The organism is Undibacterium sp. KW1 (assembly GCF_009937955.1).
Lineage (GTDB): Bacteria > Pseudomonadota > Gammaproteobacteria > Burkholderiales > Burkholderiaceae_D > Undibacterium.
Genome location: NZ_AP018439.1, coordinates 5,812,839 through 5,831,136, shown reverse-complemented (window position 1 = coordinate 5,831,136; position 18,298 = coordinate 5,812,839). Strand labels below are relative to the sequence as shown.

Here is an 18,298-nt window from a genome sequence, read left to right as displayed (position 1 = left end):
GTAAGCTATGCAGGAAAATGGGTAGCTTGCTACCCATGCAGCAGGGAGGGAAGATTCTCCCTGCTGTGTAAAAATAAAAAACCCACCTCTGTACAGCGGTGGGTTTTTTTATGATTGCTGATCCTTCCTGACAGCAGTATTTTTATTGAAGGTTTTTGTTTGAGATTTTTGTTTAATGTTGACGATTAAATTCTGCAGTTCAAGCCCAGTCTTTGCTAGCATGCAGCTTCATCTATCCTGAGTTCCTGGTTTTGCCAGCCCTGCGAACGTCTATGAAAAAATTGAGCCGTAACGATCCCTGTTCCTGTGGCAGTGGGAAGAAATACAAGCAATGTTGTATGGCTGCAGACGACGCCGCTCAGGCGCAGGCAGGCAAGCAAAAGCAAGACTTGCAAATCCAGATTGCTGCCTGGCTGGAGCAGGGCATGGGCTTGCACCACAATGGGCAAATTGAGGCGGCAAGGCAAATCTATCAGCAAATCCTGGCACTACAGCCGGGCCACGCAGATACCCTGCATTTATTTGGAGTGACTGCTCACCAGCTTGGAGAGTATGCAAATGCAATAGAATTTATCCAACGCTCTTTGCAAGCCAATCCCCGGAATTTTTACGCCCTGAATAATCTTGGATCGGCATTGCGGGAATCCGGTCAGCCGGAGCAGGCATTCTCATGTTTCCAGCAAGCCTGCAAGCTCAAGCCCGATTATGCCGAGGCACACAGCAATATTGGCAATGTATACAAGGACATGGGACAGCAGGAAGAGGCGATATCCGCCTACAAACGGGCAAGCAGCCTGAATCCATCACTGGCCGAGCCCTGGAATAACCTGGCCTTGATTTATCAAAAGCGTAAGGACATAGATCAGGCCATACTATGTGCAGAGCGTGCTGCTGTGCTGCAGCCCAACCATGCAGAGATTCATAATAGTCTGGGAAATATTTACAAGGATGCCGGTCAGACTGCACAGGCAATCAGCAGCTATCAGCGTGCCGTCGCCCTTGATCCGGAACACGGCAATGCCCAGCATTTCATCCATGTTCTCAGTGGCCAGGCCAGTGCCCAGGCACCAGTCAGCTATGTCAGTAAAGTATTTGATGATTATGCCGAGCGTTTTGACCAGCATTTGCAAGAAGTGCTGGAATACCAGATTCCTGTCATTATTGGGCAGGAGCTCAGGCAATTACGCGTGGCTGACACGAAGGCATGGCGCATACTGGATCTGGGTTGCGGCACCGGTTTGGTCGCGAAAGAACTTGCACCGCTGGCTGTGAGTCTCGTTGGGGTTGATCTGTCTGAAAAAATGCTGGCAAAAGCCCAGGCCAGGCAGCTGTATCACAGGTTGATCAAAGCAGATTTGCTGAGCATGACGCAACAAGAAGCAAATGCAAGCTATGAAGTCGTGACGGCGGCAGATGTCTTTGTCTATCTGGGGCAGCTTGATAACATCATTGCCGAAGTCAGCCGTTTGTTGGTCACCGATGGCGTGTTTGCCTTTTCTGTCGAAGCTGCTGATGCAGGTCTTGCTACCACTCCCGGTAGCATAGGCGGCTATACGCTACGCAATAGTGGCCGTTATGCGCATCAACTCAATTATCTGGACAAATTGGCCTCTGAACATGGATTAGCATCTTTGCGATGTTTGCCACAGACCATCAGAATGGAAAATTTGCAGGCCATTCCGGGTTATCTGCTGATATGGCGTAAGCGCTAGCATTGGCGACTGGACTGTGATGATGCCATTATCGCTCTGGCATGAAAAAATCAGGCATTGACCGTTTTTGTGAATAACGTTGCACCTGCAACCCAGGGTCTGCCTTGATTTTGCAGCACGTAGCACCCCGAAACTGCCTGTATGCTGAAAAAAGCGCCATCGCTTTAAGCTGCTGATACAATACTGCACTTGATTTTGACCAAAACGTCTTCATTTCAATATAAGTAGTCGCTTTTTGCGTGTTTTGATCAAAATAAATACTGATTTGCGATTTAATGTCATCTAAGCCTGGCGCTTAACCCATGCCGTCAATGGAAATGGGCTTTTTCTAGTTATTGGAGTTTTACTATGTTTCAAAATGCTCAAACCCTGGACAAGAACCTGCATGCCTCTTTGCGCTTTCAACCAGCTGCTGACTTTGCTTTTGCTCGTAGCCTGACCACTGCCCCACTGGCACCGACAGAAATCCCTGAGGCCGCTCAGTTCTATCCAGTCTTGTTCTCGCAATCCGGTTTGCTCAACCCGATTGCCGTGCTGGGTTTGAGAGAACGCAACGTATTCCTGAATGAAAAAAATCAATGGACTGAAGCCTATGTACCAGTTCATGTACGTCGCTACCCATTCATCCTGGGTCGTATCGGTGACACTGATGACTACGTGCTGGCTGCTGATATGGATGCGCCACAGTTCAATACCAAAGAAGGCGAACTGGTATTTACAGAAAAATCTGAATTCAATCCCAGCTTTGGCAAGGTATTGGAACTGCTGAACAGCTATGAGAAAAACCTGCGTGAAGGCCGCCTCATTCTGAATGAATTGGAAACCACAGGCGTATTGGTTGCCAAAGACCTCAACTTCCGTGAAGGCGATGAAGTTCACCTGATCGGTGGCTTCCGTATTGTCGATCGTGAAAAAGTACTGGCACTTGATGATGCAACACTGGCACGTTGGGTACGTAGTGGTTTGATGTCCCTGCTGGAATTGCACTGGGCGTCTTTCCGTCACCTGCCTAAAGTGGCACTGGCTTCTTCACGTCCAAATCAGGTTCAGTAATCTGTATTTGACTTGATATAGAATGTGCATGGAAAATGGGGCTATATGCCCCATTTTCTTTTGGTTTAAACTACAGGTGATACTTTGAAATTACTACACGTAGGCTGCGGCCCGCAAAACAAATCTGGTACTACACCTTTCTTTCAGTCAGATGAATGGCAGGAAGTACGTTTTGATATCGATCCCAAGGTCAATCCCGACATACAAGGTACTCTGACAGATATGAGTGCTGTCGAAACAGGCTCCATCGATGCAGTCTATTCCTCCCATAATATTGAACACCTGTATCCGCATGAAGTGCCGTTTGCGCTCAAGGAAATCTTGCGCGTGCTCAAGGATGACGGCATCTTTGTGGTGACTTGTCCTGATATGGTATCGGTCTGCAAACTGGTGGCTGAGGACAAATTACTCGAACCTGCCTACATATCCCCCGCCGGGCCGATTGCACCTATCGATATTCTGTACGGACACCGCGCGGCCATGGAAAGAGGCAATTTGTTTATGGCCCACCGTTGTGGTTTTACCCAAAAAGTATTGATGAATACCCTCGCTGGTGCAGGCTTTCAGACTGTAGTAGCGGCATCGCGCCCGTCAGCTTTTGATTTGTGGGCGGTAGGCAGCAAGAGTGCCAGGCCTATTCCTGAGATGGAGAATTTGTTGCGTACGCAATTGAAATAAACTTCAAGCGCTGAATATGCATAAGAAGAAAATACCTGCTGCGGCCAAAAACGCTAGCCCTGCTTCCCATGCAGGGGCAAGCCAGGCGGCGCAGTTGTTGCAAAAGGCATTGCTGGTACATCAGGCCGGGAACCTGGCTGATGCTGCTGCCATCTATCAGCAGATACTAGCCATTGATGCCCGGCATTTTGAAGCCTTGCAATTCCTTGGCATGATCAGGCGAAGTACGGGTCAACTGCAAGAGGCGCTTGATTTATTGACCTTGGCGGCTTCCATCAAGCCAGCCAATACCATCATACATGCTTCGCTCGGCAATGTTTTAATGGACCTTGAGCGTCACGCCGATGCTATTGTCAGTTATGACCGCTTCTTATCAGCCATGCCTGATTTTGCCGAAGTTCTCAACAATAAGGCGAATGCATTAAGTGCCTTGGGACGCGAAGCAGAGGCCATGGCATGTTACGAGCATGTGCTGCGCCAACAGCCAGATTTTTCTGATGCGCATTTTAACCGTGGCAATCTTTACATGGACATGCGCCAGTATGCGCAGGCCCTGGCTGACTATGAACATGTGCTGCGTAGTCATCCTGGTCATTTTCAATCCTGGAATAATCGTGGTAACGCGCTGCTGAAACTGGAAAGACTGCCTGAGGCGAGGCAAAGTTACCAGCAGGGATTAAGCATCGCGCCCGACAATCCAGAATTGCACGCTTGCCTGGCTCACGCTTATAAAATCACTGGACAGTTAAATGAGGCGGTTCAGCATTATGCCAAAGTGCTGGAACTGACCACGGTCGGTTTTCCCAGGCAAAATGCTGCGTTACAGCTGGCGATCCTGCACTATGTCTTTGGTAACCAGGCCAATGTAGATGCTTTGTTGCATGTGGCAAAAGACATGCTGGGCAATGCGCTGATTAAAGACAAGGGTTCTTTGATTTACTGCGCCTTCATGTTGAAAATCCAATTATGGTGGCAGATTTACAGGCAGCAGGCACAAAACCCGCAAGCGCAAGGCACGCTCTATGTCATAGGTGAGAGTCACATCCTGTCGGCCCATAATCTGCCGGTCACTTATCAGGGCCAACATCTGCAATGCAAAGGGCTATGGATAGAAGGCTGTACACAATGGCAAATCGGTAAAGTCGAAACCAATCATTACCAGCAACTAATGCGGCATTATCTGCAGGCCCTGCCTGTCGCGTCCAGCGTATTGATTACCATAGGTGAAATTGATTGCCGCATTGATAGCGGCATCCTGAAAGCCAGTAAAAAATCTGCAAACACCGGCACTACTGATGCCCACAACACTCCCAACATCAGCCTGGCGCAGCGGGTGCAGGATGTCATAGTGGCCTTCCTGGATTTTATTGTTGCCCATGCGCGGCTGTGCCAGCTAAAGCTCATCATCAGCGGTGTTCCTGCCTATTTCATCAATGAAAATGGCTATACGGGAGATCAGTTGCAGGAATTTGGTCAGTTTTTGACATTGTTCAATGCCAGTCTGAAGCAGCAGGTAGCAGAGCGGGGTCTGGATTTTCTTGATGTGTTTACCCTGACCGATGGCGGTGGTGGTAAATCGAATCAGCAATGGCATATAGACGAGCATCATTTACGTCCGGATGGCATTATTGAAGCATTCTCCCGTCATTTGCTCACTTCCTGAGATTTGCCTGCAGCATGAGTGCATCGGCATGACTCTGTGCTGCCGAATAGCGTTTATACTGTAGCAATTTACGAAGTTCGTATTCCTACTCAATTTGCGCTATGAAAATCCTGTTCGTTCACCAAAATTTTCCAGGGCAGTTTGTCCATCTTGCGCCAGCACTTGCTGCAGACCCGGCGAATGAAGTTGTCGCACTGACCATGCAAAAGGCTGCTCCCGCGCTGTGGAATGGCGTCAAGGTGTTCTCATACCAGGTGGCGCGTGGCACCAGTGCAGAAATTCATCCCTGGCTGGCAGATAGCGAACCCAAGGTCATCCGTGGTGAGGCTGCCATGCGCGCCGCACTCCAGTTGCGCGAACAGGGTTTTGTACCTGATGTGATCATCGCCCATCCAGGCTGGGGTGAAAGCCTGTTCCTGAAAAAAGTATGGCCCAAAGCCAAGCTTGGCATCTATGCCGAATTCTTTTATCACGCGCAGGGGGCAGATGTCGGGTTTGATCCTGAATTCTCTTCTAACGCGATTGAGCAAGCCTGCAAGATACAGCTCAAGAATATCAATAACCTCTTGCATATAGAAATGGCGGATGCCGCCATTTCTCCTACACACTGGCAAGCAAGCACTTTCCCCAGCGCCTTCCGTGAACACATCAGCGTCATTCACGATGGCATCAACACGGATCTGATCGCACCCAATCCCGGCGTGGCTCTGGCCCTGGCCGGAGGGCTGAAACTGACGCGTGATGATGAAGTCATTACCTTCGTCAACCGTAATCTGGAACCCTACCGCGGCTATCATATTTTCATGCGCGCCTTGCCACAGATACTGGCACAGCGCCCCAATGCTCACGTACTGATGGTGGGTGGAGATGATGTCAGTTACGGTGCCAAGTCAGAAAGTGGGAGGTCATGGAAAGAGATTTTCCTCAGCGAAGTAAGTGCTCAATTACCAGAGGGGGCACTTGAACGCATACATTTCCTGGGAAATATCCCTTACCAGCATTTTATTCCCTTACTGCAATTGTCGCGTGTCCATGTCTATCTGACTTATCCCTTCGTCTTGTCATGGAGCCTGCTTGAGGCCATGAGTGCAGGATGCGCCATCGTCGCGTCGAATACCCAGCCTTTGCGTGAAGCCATACGTCACAATGAGACAGGCAGACTGGTTGATTTCTTTGATGTGGCAGCGCTGAGCAAAGAGGTCTGTGACTTGCTGGACCAGCCCGAAGAAAGGCAGCGTCTGGGCGAAAATGCCCGTCGTTTTGCCTGTGAATTTTATGACCTGCAAAAAGTGTGTCTGCCAGCACAAATTGAATGGGTATACGGCATGGCAGAAGACACAAAAGTTAACATTCAAAATGATATATCTGCACAGCCGCTGGTAAACACGGTGGTAATTGAGTTAAAATAAAACTGTAGCCAGCAAGACCATTAAGAACTCGGCGCCCCGCAACGGATATTGCGGGGCGTTTTTTTTCCCATACCACTTCGCGTTCGCGACTTTAAGCATTCCTAAACTTCTGCAGTGCAGTGCGCCCCCTGCTGGACACCAAAACAATATCTCTTGGACAAGCTTCAATGTCAGTTAGGCATCATCAGGTGTGATTCCTGGCTAAGTCACAGCAAATTGCAGAATTTCAAGTGCGAGATATTCATTCAACGAAGTGCCGGATGTGCATATCTGATTGTAAATCAACAGCATTTTATGCTTAAAAAGCATGTCAATTGAGCATGTGAAGCAATTGGCAAAAATTTTTGCGATACCGATATATGGGGAGTATCCCGGGAATATCAATAGCGCTGCAGAGAGTATATGGAGATTTTTGATATACAGGAGGGGGGTATGCAAAATATATCGGCTTCGATACACGAAACACGTTTTAAAAGCGTAAAACTTGTGTTACGCTTTCGAAAAATGTGATGTACGTCACATTTAATTGAGTTGTGAACAGGGATAATGCCGCCTTGCCCTAAAAATGCCGATGAATTCCTCCTCCAAAGAGATTACTCATCAAGCGGCCACCTATTATATTGCGATGTTTTTAGCACTTCAGTGTGCAAAGAATACAAATGATCTCGAAACTAAAACTTCCACAAACTGAAATTGCACAGGTTCTGATGACCTTTAAAAGTGCCTTCAGAACCGTTGGCATCTTCAGTGCCATCATCAACTTGTTGATGTTAGCACCTTCCCTGTATATGTTACAGGTTTACGATCGTGTTTTGCAAAGCCGCAACGAAATCACATTGTTGATGTTGACATTGTTGATGTTGGGTGCTTACGCCTTGATGAGTGCGCTTGAATATATCCGTAGTTTTGTATTGATACGTCTGGGTGCCAAGCTTGACATGCAAATGAACAAGCGCATTTATACTGCTGCGTTTGAACAAAACCTGAAGCGTGGTGGCGGTAATGCCGGCCAGGCTTTGCAGGATCTGACACAAATCCGTCAGTTCCTCACAGGTGCAGGCTTGTTTGCTTTCTTCGATGCACCATGGTTCCCATTCTATTTGGCCGTGATCTTCATGTTTGACACTTATCTCGGCTTGTTTGCGCTGGCTGCAGTGATCGTCATGGTGATCCTGGCGTACGCCAATGAAGTGGTTTCCAAAAAACCTTTGACTGAAGCCAATACCATGGCCATCGTCTCCAGCAATCTGGCGACGAATAATCTGCGCAATGCAGAAGTCATTGAAGCCATGGGCATGCTGCCTAACCTGATGTCGCGCTGGTTCAAACTGCATGGCCGTTTCCTGCAATTGCAGGCAGAAGCGAGCGAGAAGTCAGGCATTATCACCGCTTTGAGTAAATTTGTGCGTGTTTCCGTGCAGTCGCTGGTGCTGGGTTTTGGTGCCTTGCTGGTGATTGAAGGCAAGATGTCCCCAGGTATGATGATTGCCGGCTCCATCCTCTTGGGTAAGGCAACTGGTCCTATCGATCAACTGATCGGTGTGTGGAAACAATGGAGCACAGTTAAGGGTGCCTATGGTCGTTTGAATGAATTGCTGGCATCCAATCCACCACGTCAGGCTGGCATGGACTTGCCTAAGCCACTGGGCGCCCTGTCTGTAGAAGGCGTTACCGCCGCTGCACCGGGTTCTACCGTTGTCGTGATCAAAGGTCTGACCATGGCCTTGCAGCCAGGTGACGTACTTGGTGTGATCGGCCCTTCAGGTTCGGGTAAATCCACGCTGGCACGCTTACTGGTCGGCGTCTGGCCTGCTGCAGTTGGTAAAGTGCGTCTCGATGGTGCTGATATCTACCAATGGAACAAAGACCAGCTCGGACCAAATATTGGTTACCTGCCACAAGACATAGAATTGTTTGGCGGCACTGTGGCTGAAAACATCGCCCGTTTTGGTGAAGTGGATTCTGAAAAAGTTATCCTGGCTGCCAAGCGCGCCGGTGTCCATGACATGATCCTGCATTTCCCGCAAGGCTATGACACACGTCTGGGTGACGGTGGCGCTGGCCTCTCTGGTGGCCAGAAACAGCGTATCGGTCTGGCACGTGCCATGTATGACGATCCATCCATGCTGGTGCTTGATGAACCAAATTCCAATCTGGATGATGTCGGTGAACAAGCTCTGGTAATGGCAGTCAATGATTTGCGCCAACGTGGTAAAACAATTGTACTGATCACTCACCGTACGACGATTCTGGGCGCCACCACCAAGCTCTTGTTGTTACGCGATGGTGTAGCCCAGGCCTTTGGTCCGCGTGATCAGGTATTGGCCGCGCTGAATCAGGCAAATCAACAACAGGCACAGCAGATGCAACAAGCTCAGCAAGCTGCAGCAGCACAACAGGCTGCACAGCAGGCTCAGGGCGGTCTGCAATCAGCAGCTGCAGAGCCACCAGCAGATACGCAGCAAAGAATTAATGCAACAGCTGCACAAGAGGAATAATCATGAAAAATGCATTGGTCAAAAAAGGTGATGTCACGGATGTGGCAACTCACAACGTAGAAATACTCGAAGTCAATACAGATGCACGCGGCTACTCCCGTCTGGGCTGGATCATCATTCTGATCGGCGTGGTCGGCTTCTTGCTGTGGGCATTCACGGCAAAGCTCGATAAGGGCGTACCCATGAGCGGTAACGTGGCCGTGGCCTCCAGCCGTAAAGTCATACAGCATCAGACTGGTGGTACGGTTGATGAGATACTGGTCAAGGATGGCGATGTCGTCTCAGCAGGCCAAACCTTGTTGAAGATGAATTCTGTCAGTGCCAAGTCAAATGCAGAAATCACCAGGGTACAATTGTTTACAGCCCAGGCGGTAGAAGCAAGATTGCTGGCTGAACGCGTAGGTGCAAAGTCCATCAGTTTTCCCAAGGAACTGGACGAGGCAAAAAGCGATCCTCGCGTTGCTAACGTCATTTCGCTGCAACAGCAACTGTTCACTACACGTCAGATTTCCATACAAAGTGAGCTGGGTGCGGTGGATGAAAACATCGCCGGTTTGAAATCGCAACACAAAGGCCTGGAAGAATCCATGGTCAGCAAAAAGCAACAACAGCAATTCCTTAAGGAGCAGCTCGACGGCATGCGTGACCTGGCCAAGGAAGGCTATATCGCCCGCAATCGTCTGCTGGACCTGGAACGCACTTATGCACAGGTAAATGGCAGTATCTCTGAAGATCTGGGTAATATGGGCCGTGTCTCACGCCAGATCATGGAAATGGGCTTGCGTAAATCACAGCGTCAGCAAGACTATCAAAAAGAAATCCGCACACAATTGTCCGATGTCCAGAAAGAAGCAGAAGCCTTGCAAAACCGCCTGACTGCACTGGATTTTGATCTGAACAATGTCGCAGTGAAAGCACCTGTGTCAGGCACCGTGGTAGGCCTGAATGTATTCACCAAAGGTGCGGTTGTGCCTAGCGGTTTCAAATTGATGGAACTGGTTCCGCAGGATGATGCGCTGATCGTGGAAGCCAGTTTGCCAGTCAACCTGGTAGATAAAGTGCATGCCGGTTTGAAAACAGAATTGATTTTCTCTGCCTTCAATACCAATACGACACCGCATATCCCGGGCATCATCACCCAGGTATCCGCTGACCGTACTGTCGATGAAAGAACCGGCCAGGCCTTTTATAAAGTCCGTGCAGAAGTAGCACCTGAAGGCAAGAAAATGATTGCCAACCTGAACATCCGTCCTGGTATGCCTGTTGAAATGTTTGTCAGCACCGGTGGCCGCACCATGATGAACTACCTGTTGAAACCAGTGATCGACCGTGCCCATTCTGCAATGACTGAGGATTAATGATGAAAAAATCATGGAAGCGCCTTAATCTGATCGCAGCTGCCTGCGGCATCCTGGTGATGTCGGCAGGCCAGGCTCAGGCAATTGGCCTGTTGCAGGCCTATGAAGCTGCATTGATCAATGATCCGACTTACCGTGCTGCTGTTTCAGAAAATGTCGCGGGTAAGGAATACCGTAATATCGGTCGTGCCGGTTTATTGCCTACCATACAGTATGCTTATGGAACCGGTAAAAACCGCGCAGAAATCACCTCGCCGGCGACCAACTTTTTGGGTCAGCCAACTGGCGGTGTAGCGGTCAGTAATTACGATTACACCAGTATCACGAATTCTGTTTCCTTGCGTCAGGTACTGTTCAGTCTGGATACGGCAGCGCGTTACAAGCAAGGCATAGCGCAGACCAACTATAGCGATGCTATCTTTTCTGCACGTAGCAAAGACTTGATTATCCGCCTGACAACTGCTTATGCAGATGTCAAATTCTCTGAAGATCAGGTAGATTTGTTCCGTGCCCAAAGAGATGCTTATGCCGAACAGAAACGCATCAATGAGCGTATGTTTGAAAAAGGTGAAGGCACCAAGACCGACATGCTGGAAACCCAGGCAAAGCTTGATGTTGCCGAGGCTCAGGTGATAGAAGCGCAAGATAATTTGCTGAATTCAAAGAATGCTCTTTCTGCCATCATTGGCAGTGAAGTAAATCAGCTTGATGGCTTGCGCCCAGAGTTTACCGTGATGCCTGTTGCTCTCTCCAGTTTTGAAGAATGGATGACGATCGCAACAGAAAGCAATCCTGAAATTGCCGCCGCCAAATATTCTGTCGAAGCTGCGGAGCTGGAAATCAGCAAGAGTAAAGCAGGCCATACACCAAGGCTGGATCTGAACGTTGGTTACAACCGTGGTTTGTCTGACAGTATCACGACACGTACACAAGATCAGACGATCAAGAGCATAGGCGTACAATTGGTGATACCGATTTATTCTGGTGGTTATGTCACCGCAATCAGTAATCAGGCAATCGCCAACCGCGACAAAGCCAAGGCTGATCTGGACGCAACCAAGAACAGAATTTCGATAGAATTGCGCAAGCAATTTAATGCGATACAAACCAGCTTGACGAAAATCAGTGCTTTGCAAAAGTCAGTCAACTCCGCGACTTTGCTGGTTGAAGCAACCAAGCAAAGTGTCAAAGGTGGTGTGCGCATCAATCTCGATGTGCTCGGCGCAGAACAGCAACTGGTTGCTGCCAAGCGCGACCTGGCGCAAGCCAAGTACAATTATCTGATCAGCTACCTCAAGCTGCGCGTCACTGCAGGTAATATCAGTGTGGATGATGTACAGACAGTAGCCGCTTACTTTGCGCCGAACTGATATTGATGGTGACTGTTGTCATGAATTGAGCCGGACACCAAGCAAGGCATTAAAAGCCAGACATTAAATCAGCAGGTATAAAAAAACGGCACATCTTTACAGATGTGCCGTTTTCTATTTTCAGACGGGAAATTAACCAGCCAGTTTTTTCTTCAGCAATTCATTGACCTGAGCCGGGTTACCCTTGCCCTTGGTTGCCTTCATCGCCTGGCCAACAAGAGAGTTGAATGCCTTCTCTTTACCAGCGCGGTATTCATCAACAGACTGTTGGTTCGCGGCCATGACTTCGTCGATGATTTTTTCCAGCGCGCCAACGTCAGAAATTTGCTTCAGACCTTTGGCGTCAATCACCTGATCTGCCAGATTTACATCTGCAGATGGTGCCTGCCACATCGCTGCAAACACTTCCTTGGCAATCTTGTTGGAAATCGTGCCATCAGCAATGCGCTGTAACAATACGGCGAGCTGAGCAGCGGTGACCGGAATAGCGCTGATATCCAGGCCTTCACGGTTCAGTGTCGCTGACACATCACCCATCATCCAGTTTGCAGCGGGTTTGGCTTGTGCGGCACCAGCAGCAGTCACCACGGCTTCAAAATAAGTGGCCATGCCTTTGGACTGCGTCAGGATGGTCGCATCATATTCAGGCAAGCCCAGTTGCTCGATGAAACGCTGGCGCATGGCGGATGGCAGCTCAGGCATGGTGGCGCGAACTTGCTCTACCCATTCACGGCTGATTTTCAACGGCGGCAGGTCAGGGTCGGGGAAGTAACGATAATCCATCGAATCTTCCTTGCTGCGCATGGAGCGAGTCTCTTTTTTGTCCGGATCATACAGGCGTGTTTCCTGGATGATAGGGCGACCTTCTTCGATTTCATTGATCTGACGAATCACTTCGACATTGATGGCTTCTTCCAAAAAACGGAAAGAGTTCAGGTTCTTGATTTCGCACCGCGTGCCAAATTCTTTTTGGCCTACCGGACGCACAGAAACGTTGGCGTCGCAACGGAAAGAGCCTTCCTGCATATTGCCATCACAGATGTCTAGCCAGGTTACCAGCGAGTGCAGGGCTTTTGCATAACCAACTGCCTCGGCTGCGCTGCGCATGACAGGTTCCGTCACGATCTCGAGCAAGGGCGTGCCAGCGCGGTTCAGGTCTATACCTGTCATACGGTCAGCCGCACCATGGGTGGATTTGCCAGCATCTTCTTCCAGATGGGCGCGTGTCAGTTGTATATTCCTGAATTCGGTCTTGCCATCTTTTTCAAACACGCAAGGCACGAAACCGCCCTGTACTACCGGGATCTCAAACTGGCTGATCTGATAGCCTTTGGGCAGGTCAGGGTAGAAATAATTCTTACGGGCGAAGATGGATTCAGGCGCAACCACGGCGCCGACGGCCAGGCCAAATTGTATGGCTTTTTCTACTGCACCCTTATTCATGACCGGCAACACGCCAGGCAGGGCCAGATCTACCGGGCTGGCCTGAGTATTGGGTTCAGCACCAAATTGTATTGAAGAGCCGCTGAAAATTTTTGAGTTGGTCTTGAGTTGCGCATGCGTCTCAAAACCGATAACGACTTCCCATTGCATAATATTCCTCGTTATATCTTTGTTTATTGCCTCTGCTTTTTTATCGAAAGCAGTACATCAATTCCATGTTCATGATCTTTCATTCCCTGCCAGAGGGAAGAGACTCATGCCGGTGCGCGTGTATGCCAGTCTGTCGCTTGCTGGAACTGGTGGGCCACATTCAGCAATTTCGCTTCATCATAATAATTGCCGATGATTTGCAAACCTACCGGGCGCTTCGCATTCTTTTCACCCTGGCCAAAACCACAAGGGATGGACATGCCAGGCAAGCCTGCCAGGCTGGTCGAGAGTGTGAAAATATCCGCCAGATAGTTGGCTACAGGATCATCCGCTTTCGAGCCCAGGTCCCATGCCACGGTTGGTGCCACCGGCCCCATGATGACATCGCATTTCTCGAAAGCTGCTGCAAAGTCCTGGGCGATCAGACGGCGGATTCTTTGTGCCTGCAAATAATAGGCATCGTAGTAACCGTGTGACAGTACATAGGCACCAACCAGGATGCGGCGTTTGACTTCTGCACCAAAACCTTCAGCGCGCGACTTCTTGTACATGTCTTCAAGGTCAGTATAGTCTGCTGCGCGATGGCCATAACGTACGCCGTCAAAACGGCTCAGATTCGAAGACGCTTCTGCTGGCGCAATCACATAATACACAGGGATGGACAACTCGGTTTTTGGCAAAGAAATTTCTACCAGTGTTGCACCCAGCTTTTCATATTCAGCCAGCGCAGCACGGACGGCTTGTTCCACATCTGCGGCCAAGCCATCAGAGAAAAATTCTTTCGGTACGCCTATGCGCAGACCTTGCAAAGATTTGTTCAGGTCACTGTTGAAATCTTCTTTTTTGCGTTCGAGAGAAGTCGAATCTTTCTCATCAAAACCTGTCATCGCATTCAGCAAAATGCCGCAGTCTTCTGCTGTCTGGGCGATAGGGCCGCCCTGGTCCAGTGAAGAGGCAAATGCGATCATGCCGTAGCGCGATACACTGCCATAAGTTGGCTTGATACCGGTAACGCCGCAAAATGATGCCGGTTGGCGAATAGAGCCACCAGTGTCAGTAGCAGTCACTGCCGGTGCCAGTCGCGCTGCAATCGCCGCTGCCGAACCACCAGAAGAACCACCTGGTACGGCAGTCTTGTCCCAGGGGTTTTTCACTGCGCCAAAATAAGAATTTTCATTCGATGAACCCATGGCGAATTCATCGCAATTCAATTTGCCCAGGGTGACGGTACCAGCCTTGTTGAATAGCTCAACCACGGTGGCGTCGAAAGGGCTGACATAATTTTCCAGCATGCGTGAGCCTGCTGTAGAGCGCCAGTCGCGTGTCACGAAAATATCTTTATGGGCGATAGGTACGCCCGTCAATACACTGGCATCACCAGTGGCCAGACGTGCATCGGCTGCGGCAGCCTGTTGCAAAGTCCATTCAGGATTCACATGCAGGAAGGCATTCAGGTCACTGGCAGCAATCCGGTTCAGATAATGCTGGGCAAGTTCGGTGGCGGAAACCTGCTTGCTTTGCAGCAGGGCGGATAATTGAGAAATTGTCTTGGTATGCATGAGGACTCTATTGCTTAATCAATAACCTGAGGTACGAGGTAAAGGCCATCTTGTGTCGCTGGCGCTGGCTTTTGATAATCTTCGCGATGATTGCTTTCAGTAACAACGTCTTCGCGCAGGCGCAAAGCCATTTCTGGCAATAGGGCGGCGATAGGGTGACTCAGAGGCGCCACACCCGTGGTATCGACGGCTTTCAACTGCTCTACCAGAGAGAAAATACCGTTCAGCTTCTCCAGGGTAGAGACTTCCTCCTCGGCAGAGGTTTCTAATTTTGCCAAATTGGCAATTCTTTTCACATCTTCAAGTGTCAGCGACATAGTTCAGGGGCGCATTTTTGCGCGAAAAAGAGTGTCAAAAAATACATAATTCGACATGCCACCAAAAGCATAATTTAGGTGTTGGTATCGAATAAATTTAAACAGATTATAAGGTAGAATGGCGGGTTAATGCCCTAAATGGCTTGCTAAATCCCCTAACATGCTTGGATTGCGAGATGACTGCTCAGTTTTTACTGGAATCAGTCAGGGTTAAAAATTCGGTAGCGCAACCCGGCAGAGCGGGTTGAGCCCACAATCAGTTAAATACAGGACAATATACATGTTTGGTTTTTTACGTAGTTATTTTTCAAATGATCTGGCGATCGATCTGGGAACAGCCAATACGCTGATTTATGTACGTGGGCAGGGTATCGTGCTTGATGAACCATCCGTAGTAGCGATCCGCCAGGAAGGCGGCCCTAACGGCAAGAAAACTATCCAGGCAGTAGGTAAAGAAGCCAAGCAGATGCTGGGCAAGGTACCCGGTAATATTGAAGCCATCCGCCCAATGAAAGATGGTGTCATTGCCGACTTTACCGTCACCGAGCAAATGCTCAAGCAATTCATCCGCATGGTGCATGACACCAAGTTCTTCAAACCATCCCCGCGCATCATCATTTGCGTCCCTTGCGGTTCTACTCAGGTAGAACGCCGTGCGATTCGTGAATCTGCCCTGGGTGCCGGTGCTTCCCAGGTTTACCTGATTGAAGAACCGATGGCTGCTGCGATAGGCGCTGGTTTGCCAGTATCCGAGGCAACCGGTTCCATGGTCGTCGATATCGGTGGTGGTACGACAGAAGTCGGTATCATTTCCCTTGGTGGCATGGTCTATAAAGGTTCTGTCCGCGTCGGTGGTGACAAGTTTGACGAAGCGATTGTCAACTACATCCGTCGCAACTACGGCATGCTGATCGGCGAGCAAACTGCTGAAGCCATCAAAAAAGCCATCGGCTCTGCTTTCCCGGGTTCTGAAGTCAAGGAAATGGAAGTCAAGGGACGCAACCTGTCCGAAGGCATACCACGTTCATTCACGATCTCCAGCAATGAAATTCTGGAAGCGCTGACAGATCCGCTGAACAATATCGTTTCTGCCGTCAAAAACGCGCTGGAACAAACGCCACCAGAGCTGGGTGCCGACATTGCTGAAAAAGGCATGATGCTGACCGGTGGTGGCGCGCTCCTGCGCGACCTTGACCGTTTGTTGATGGAAGAAACCGGTTTGCCTGTCATCGTTGCAGAAGACCCGCTGACTTGCGTAGTCCGTGGCTCTGGCATGGCGCTGGAGCGTATGGATAAGCTGGGTTCGATTTTCTCTTACGAATAATAAGACCGGGTACCATCGTGGGATAACAGTCAGCGCCGATGTTGGCTGTACCTCCCGTATTTGATGAAGCTGCATCTTCCTGGCTACTGATGCACAGGAAGCACAGCTGATTTGATTGCACATTAAAATGCTTGTTGCGCTGTTCATTGAGAAACACCGGTAAAGTATGGATTACAGCCCGCCACCACTCTTCAAGCAAGGCGCCTCTGCGCGCGTCAGAGTGGTTTTCTTTGCCGTACTGGCGATCTTTCTGTTAGTTGTTGATTCCCGTCTGAAGTCCCTGACCCTGGTCAGGCAAATCCTCGGCAGTGTGCTGTATCCGGTACAGATGGTCGCCGTCATGCCGCGTGATACTGTCAAGCGTGTTTCTGATTATTTTGTGTCAGTCACGACGCTGGAAAAAGAAAATACGCAACTCAAGCGCCAGCAAACCCAGAATGCCGATACCCTGCAGCAAACCGGGCACTTGATGGCAGAAAACACCCATCTGCGCAAATTGCTGGACGCGCGTGAGCGTCTGCAAGTCAAGTCTGTCATGGCAGAGATCATCTACGATGCCCGTGACCCTGCCAGCCGCAAGGTCATCATAGACCGTGGTATCAAGCATGGCCTGACCTTGTCCCAGCCAGTGATTGATGACAAGGGTGTGGTCGGCCAGGTGACCCGGGTATTCCCGCTGACGGCAGAAGTGACCTTGCTGACCGATAAAAACCAGGCCATCCCCGTGCAAATCCTGCGGAATGGCTTGCGCAGCGTAGCTTATGGCCGCGGCCAGTCCAGCTATCTGGACATGCGCCTGACCACCAATGCCGATATACAGAATGGCGACCAACTGGTGACTTCAGGTATCGATGGTATCTATCCGCCAGGTCTGGCAGTTGCCAAGGTAGTACAGGTAGAAAATAAGGCCAATACCACCTTTGAAAGCATTTTGTGCGTGCCGACTGCGGGCATAGACCGCAACAAGCAGTTACTGGTCTTGCTGGTATCTGCAGATAATTTGTCGCGCCCGGATACCGAAGATGTGCGTGCCAAGAAAGAAAAAATCAATCGCAAGGTGACCCGTGATGCGGCAGCACCTACATCTGATACCAAACCTGTCGATCAGCCCATGAAAGATTTGCCGGTCAAAGACGGTGCTGTGAAAGAAACTCCGCTCAAAGATGCGCCAGCCAAGGATGCACCTGCAACTGCAAGGGAGCCCAATACATGAATAGCCCGCACTACATCTTATTGCCGGTCAATCCGCTATTTATCGCCATCAGTTTCGCCGTCGCTTTCTTCCTCAATTTCTTGCCATGGGGTGGCTGGATAGGTGTACCTGATTTTGTTGCCCTGGTCTTGGTATTCTGGACCATACATCAGCCGCGCAAGGTCGGTATAGGTGTGGCGTTTGCCATGGGGCTGCTGATGGATGTGCATGATTCCATCTACATGGGTGAAAACGCGCTGGCTTATACCCTGTTATCGTATTTTGCCATCATGATACACAGGCGCGTGCTGTGGTTCCATCCACTGACACAAACCCTGCATGTGTTCCCCTTGTTTTTGTTTGCACAGCTGGTGCAGCTTGCCGTACGCATGCTGGTGGCACCAGATGCGCATTTTCCGGGTTGGGCTTATTTTACCGTCAGCCTGGTGACGACTGTGTTGTGGCCGTTTGCAACTTTGCTCTTGCTGGCGCCACAAAGACGCGCCAAAGATAAAGACCACACCCGTCCTATCTGAGTCCGCTGTATTTCTGATTGCTGTCGGTTGTTTGAC

General features: G+C 49.8%; 14 protein-coding genes. 11 read left to right on the top strand and 3 right to left on the bottom strand.

Annotated elements, in window-relative coordinates; genetic code table 11:
• The first annotated feature begins 272 nt into the window (after window positions 1–272).
• The 8 genes from UNDKW_RS26335 (at window position 273) to UNDKW_RS26300 (ending at window position 11,741) form a co-directional block, all read left to right on the top strand.
• Complete coding sequence (locus UNDKW_RS26335; protein WP_162061177.1) at window positions 273–1,712, top strand: tetratricopeptide repeat protein; 1,440 nt, start codon at window positions 273–275, stop codon at window positions 1,710–1,712.
• A 348-nt stretch (window positions 1,713–2,060) separates the two neighbouring features.
• Window positions 2,061–2,765 (top strand): SapC family protein, encoded by a 705-nt coding sequence (locus UNDKW_RS26330; protein ID WP_162061176.1) that lies wholly within the window; start codon window positions 2,061–2,063, stop codon window positions 2,763–2,765.
• 84 nt (window positions 2,766–2,849) lie between these two features.
• The gene (locus UNDKW_RS26325) at window positions 2,850–3,443 is read left to right on the top strand and encodes a methyltransferase domain-containing protein (RefSeq protein WP_162061175.1); all 594 of its coding nucleotides are present in this window, start codon (window positions 2,850–2,852) and stop codon (window positions 3,441–3,443) included.
• A 16-nt stretch (window positions 3,444–3,459) separates the two neighbouring features.
• Window positions 3,460–5,106, top strand: coding sequence for a tetratricopeptide repeat protein (locus UNDKW_RS26320; RefSeq protein ID WP_162061174.1), 1,647 nt, complete (start codon window positions 3,460–3,462; stop codon window positions 5,104–5,106).
• 101 nt (window positions 5,107–5,207) lie between these two features.
• Window positions 5,208–6,515, top strand: coding sequence for a glycosyltransferase family 4 protein (locus tag UNDKW_RS26315; protein WP_162061173.1), 1,308 nt, complete (start codon window positions 5,208–5,210; stop codon window positions 6,513–6,515).
• A 707-nt stretch (window positions 6,516–7,222) separates the two neighbouring features.
• Window positions 7,223–9,013, top strand: coding sequence for a type I secretion system permease/ATPase (locus UNDKW_RS26310; protein ID WP_304941434.1), 1,791 nt, complete (start codon window positions 7,223–7,225; stop codon window positions 9,011–9,013).
• Between the two features lie 2 nt (window positions 9,014–9,015).
• On the top strand, window positions 9,016–10,371 hold the full coding sequence (locus tag UNDKW_RS26305; RefSeq protein ID WP_162061171.1) for an HlyD family type I secretion periplasmic adaptor subunit: 1,356 nt from the start codon (window positions 9,016–9,018) through the stop codon (window positions 10,369–10,371).
• A gap of 2 nt (window positions 10,372–10,373) precedes the next feature.
• Entirely contained in the window at window positions 10,374–11,741 is a 1,368-nt protein-coding gene (locus tag UNDKW_RS26300; protein ID WP_162061170.1) for a TolC family outer membrane protein, read from the top strand.
• A 132-nt stretch (window positions 11,742–11,873) separates the two neighbouring features.
• Here the strand turns inward: UNDKW_RS26300 and gatB are convergent, their stop codons facing one another.
• The 3 genes from gatB to gatC all read right to left on the bottom strand — a co-directional run bounded on the left by gatB (window position 11,874) and on the right by gatC (window position 15,210).
• Complete coding sequence (gatB, locus tag UNDKW_RS26295; protein WP_255431557.1) at window positions 11,874–13,349, bottom strand: Asp-tRNA(Asn)/Glu-tRNA(Gln) amidotransferase subunit GatB; 1,476 nt, start codon at window positions 13,347–13,349, stop codon at window positions 11,874–11,876.
• Window positions 13,350–13,438: 89 nt separating this feature from the next.
• Window positions 13,439–14,893, bottom strand: a complete 1,455-nt coding sequence (gatA, locus tag UNDKW_RS26290) for an Asp-tRNA(Asn)/Glu-tRNA(Gln) amidotransferase subunit GatA (RefSeq protein WP_162061168.1) — start codon at window positions 14,891–14,893, stop codon at window positions 13,439–13,441.
• A gap of 14 nt (window positions 14,894–14,907) precedes the next feature.
• Window positions 14,908–15,210 (bottom strand): Asp-tRNA(Asn)/Glu-tRNA(Gln) amidotransferase subunit GatC, encoded by a 303-nt coding sequence (gatC, locus tag UNDKW_RS26285; protein WP_162061167.1) that lies wholly within the window; start codon window positions 15,208–15,210, stop codon window positions 14,908–14,910.
• Between the two features lie 280 nt (window positions 15,211–15,490).
• On the opposite strand from gatC, the gene UNDKW_RS26280 reads away from it, so the two are divergent.
• The 3 genes from UNDKW_RS26280 to mreD all read left to right on the top strand — a co-directional run bounded on the left by UNDKW_RS26280 (window position 15,491) and on the right by mreD (window position 18,262).
• On the top strand, window positions 15,491–16,534 hold the full coding sequence (locus tag UNDKW_RS26280) for a rod shape-determining protein (RefSeq protein WP_162061166.1): 1,044 nt from the start codon (window positions 15,491–15,493) through the stop codon (window positions 16,532–16,534).
• 166 nt (window positions 16,535–16,700) lie between these two features.
• Entirely contained in the window at window positions 16,701–17,747 is a 1,047-nt protein-coding gene (gene mreC, locus UNDKW_RS26275) for a rod shape-determining protein MreC (protein ID WP_162061165.1), read from the top strand.
• Window positions 17,744–18,262 carry a rod shape-determining protein MreD gene (gene mreD, locus UNDKW_RS26270; RefSeq protein WP_162061164.1) on the top strand — a complete coding sequence of 173 codons (519 nt, stop codon included), beginning with the start codon at window positions 17,744–17,746 and terminating at the stop codon, window positions 18,260–18,262. Before mreC ends, mreD begins: the two co-directional genes overlap by 4 nt.
• The last annotated feature ends 36 nt before the right edge of the window (window positions 18,263–18,298 follow it).

Excerpts from the sequence above, each read along its gene's own strand:
- UNDKW_RS26330 (WP_162061176.1), top strand. The coding sequence starts at position 2,061 with ATGTTTCAAAATGCTCAAACCCTGGACAAGAACCTGCATGCCTCTTTG.
- UNDKW_RS26305 (WP_162061171.1), top strand. The coding sequence starts at position 9,016 with ATGAAAAATGCATTGGTCAAAAAAGGTGATGTCACGGATGTGGCAACT.
- UNDKW_RS26310 (WP_304941434.1), top strand. The coding sequence starts at position 7,223 with ATGACCTTTAAAAGTGCCTTCAGAACCGTTGGCATCTTCAGTGCCATC.
- mreC (WP_162061165.1), top strand. The coding sequence starts at position 16,701 with ATGGATTACAGCCCGCCACCACTCTTCAAGCAAGGCGCCTCTGCGCGC.
- UNDKW_RS26335 (WP_162061177.1), top strand. The coding sequence starts at position 273 with ATGAAAAAATTGAGCCGTAACGATCCCTGTTCCTGTGGCAGTGGGAAG.
- UNDKW_RS26320 (WP_162061174.1), top strand. The coding sequence starts at position 3,460 with ATGCATAAGAAGAAAATACCTGCTGCGGCCAAAAACGCTAGCCCTGCT.
- gatC (WP_162061167.1), bottom strand. The coding sequence starts at position 15,210 with ATGTCGCTGACACTTGAAGATGTGAAAAGAATTGCCAATTTGGCAAAA.
- UNDKW_RS26280 (WP_162061166.1), top strand. The coding sequence starts at position 15,491 with ATGTTTGGTTTTTTACGTAGTTATTTTTCAAATGATCTGGCGATCGAT.
- gatA (WP_162061168.1), bottom strand. The coding sequence starts at position 14,893 with ATGCATACCAAGACAATTTCTCAATTATCCGCCCTGCTGCAAAGCAAG.
- UNDKW_RS26315 (WP_162061173.1), top strand. The coding sequence starts at position 5,208 with ATGAAAATCCTGTTCGTTCACCAAAATTTTCCAGGGCAGTTTGTCCAT.
- mreD (WP_162061164.1), top strand. The coding sequence starts at position 17,744 with ATGAATAGCCCGCACTACATCTTATTGCCGGTCAATCCGCTATTTATC.
- UNDKW_RS26300 (WP_162061170.1), top strand. The coding sequence starts at position 10,374 with ATGAAAAAATCATGGAAGCGCCTTAATCTGATCGCAGCTGCCTGCGGC.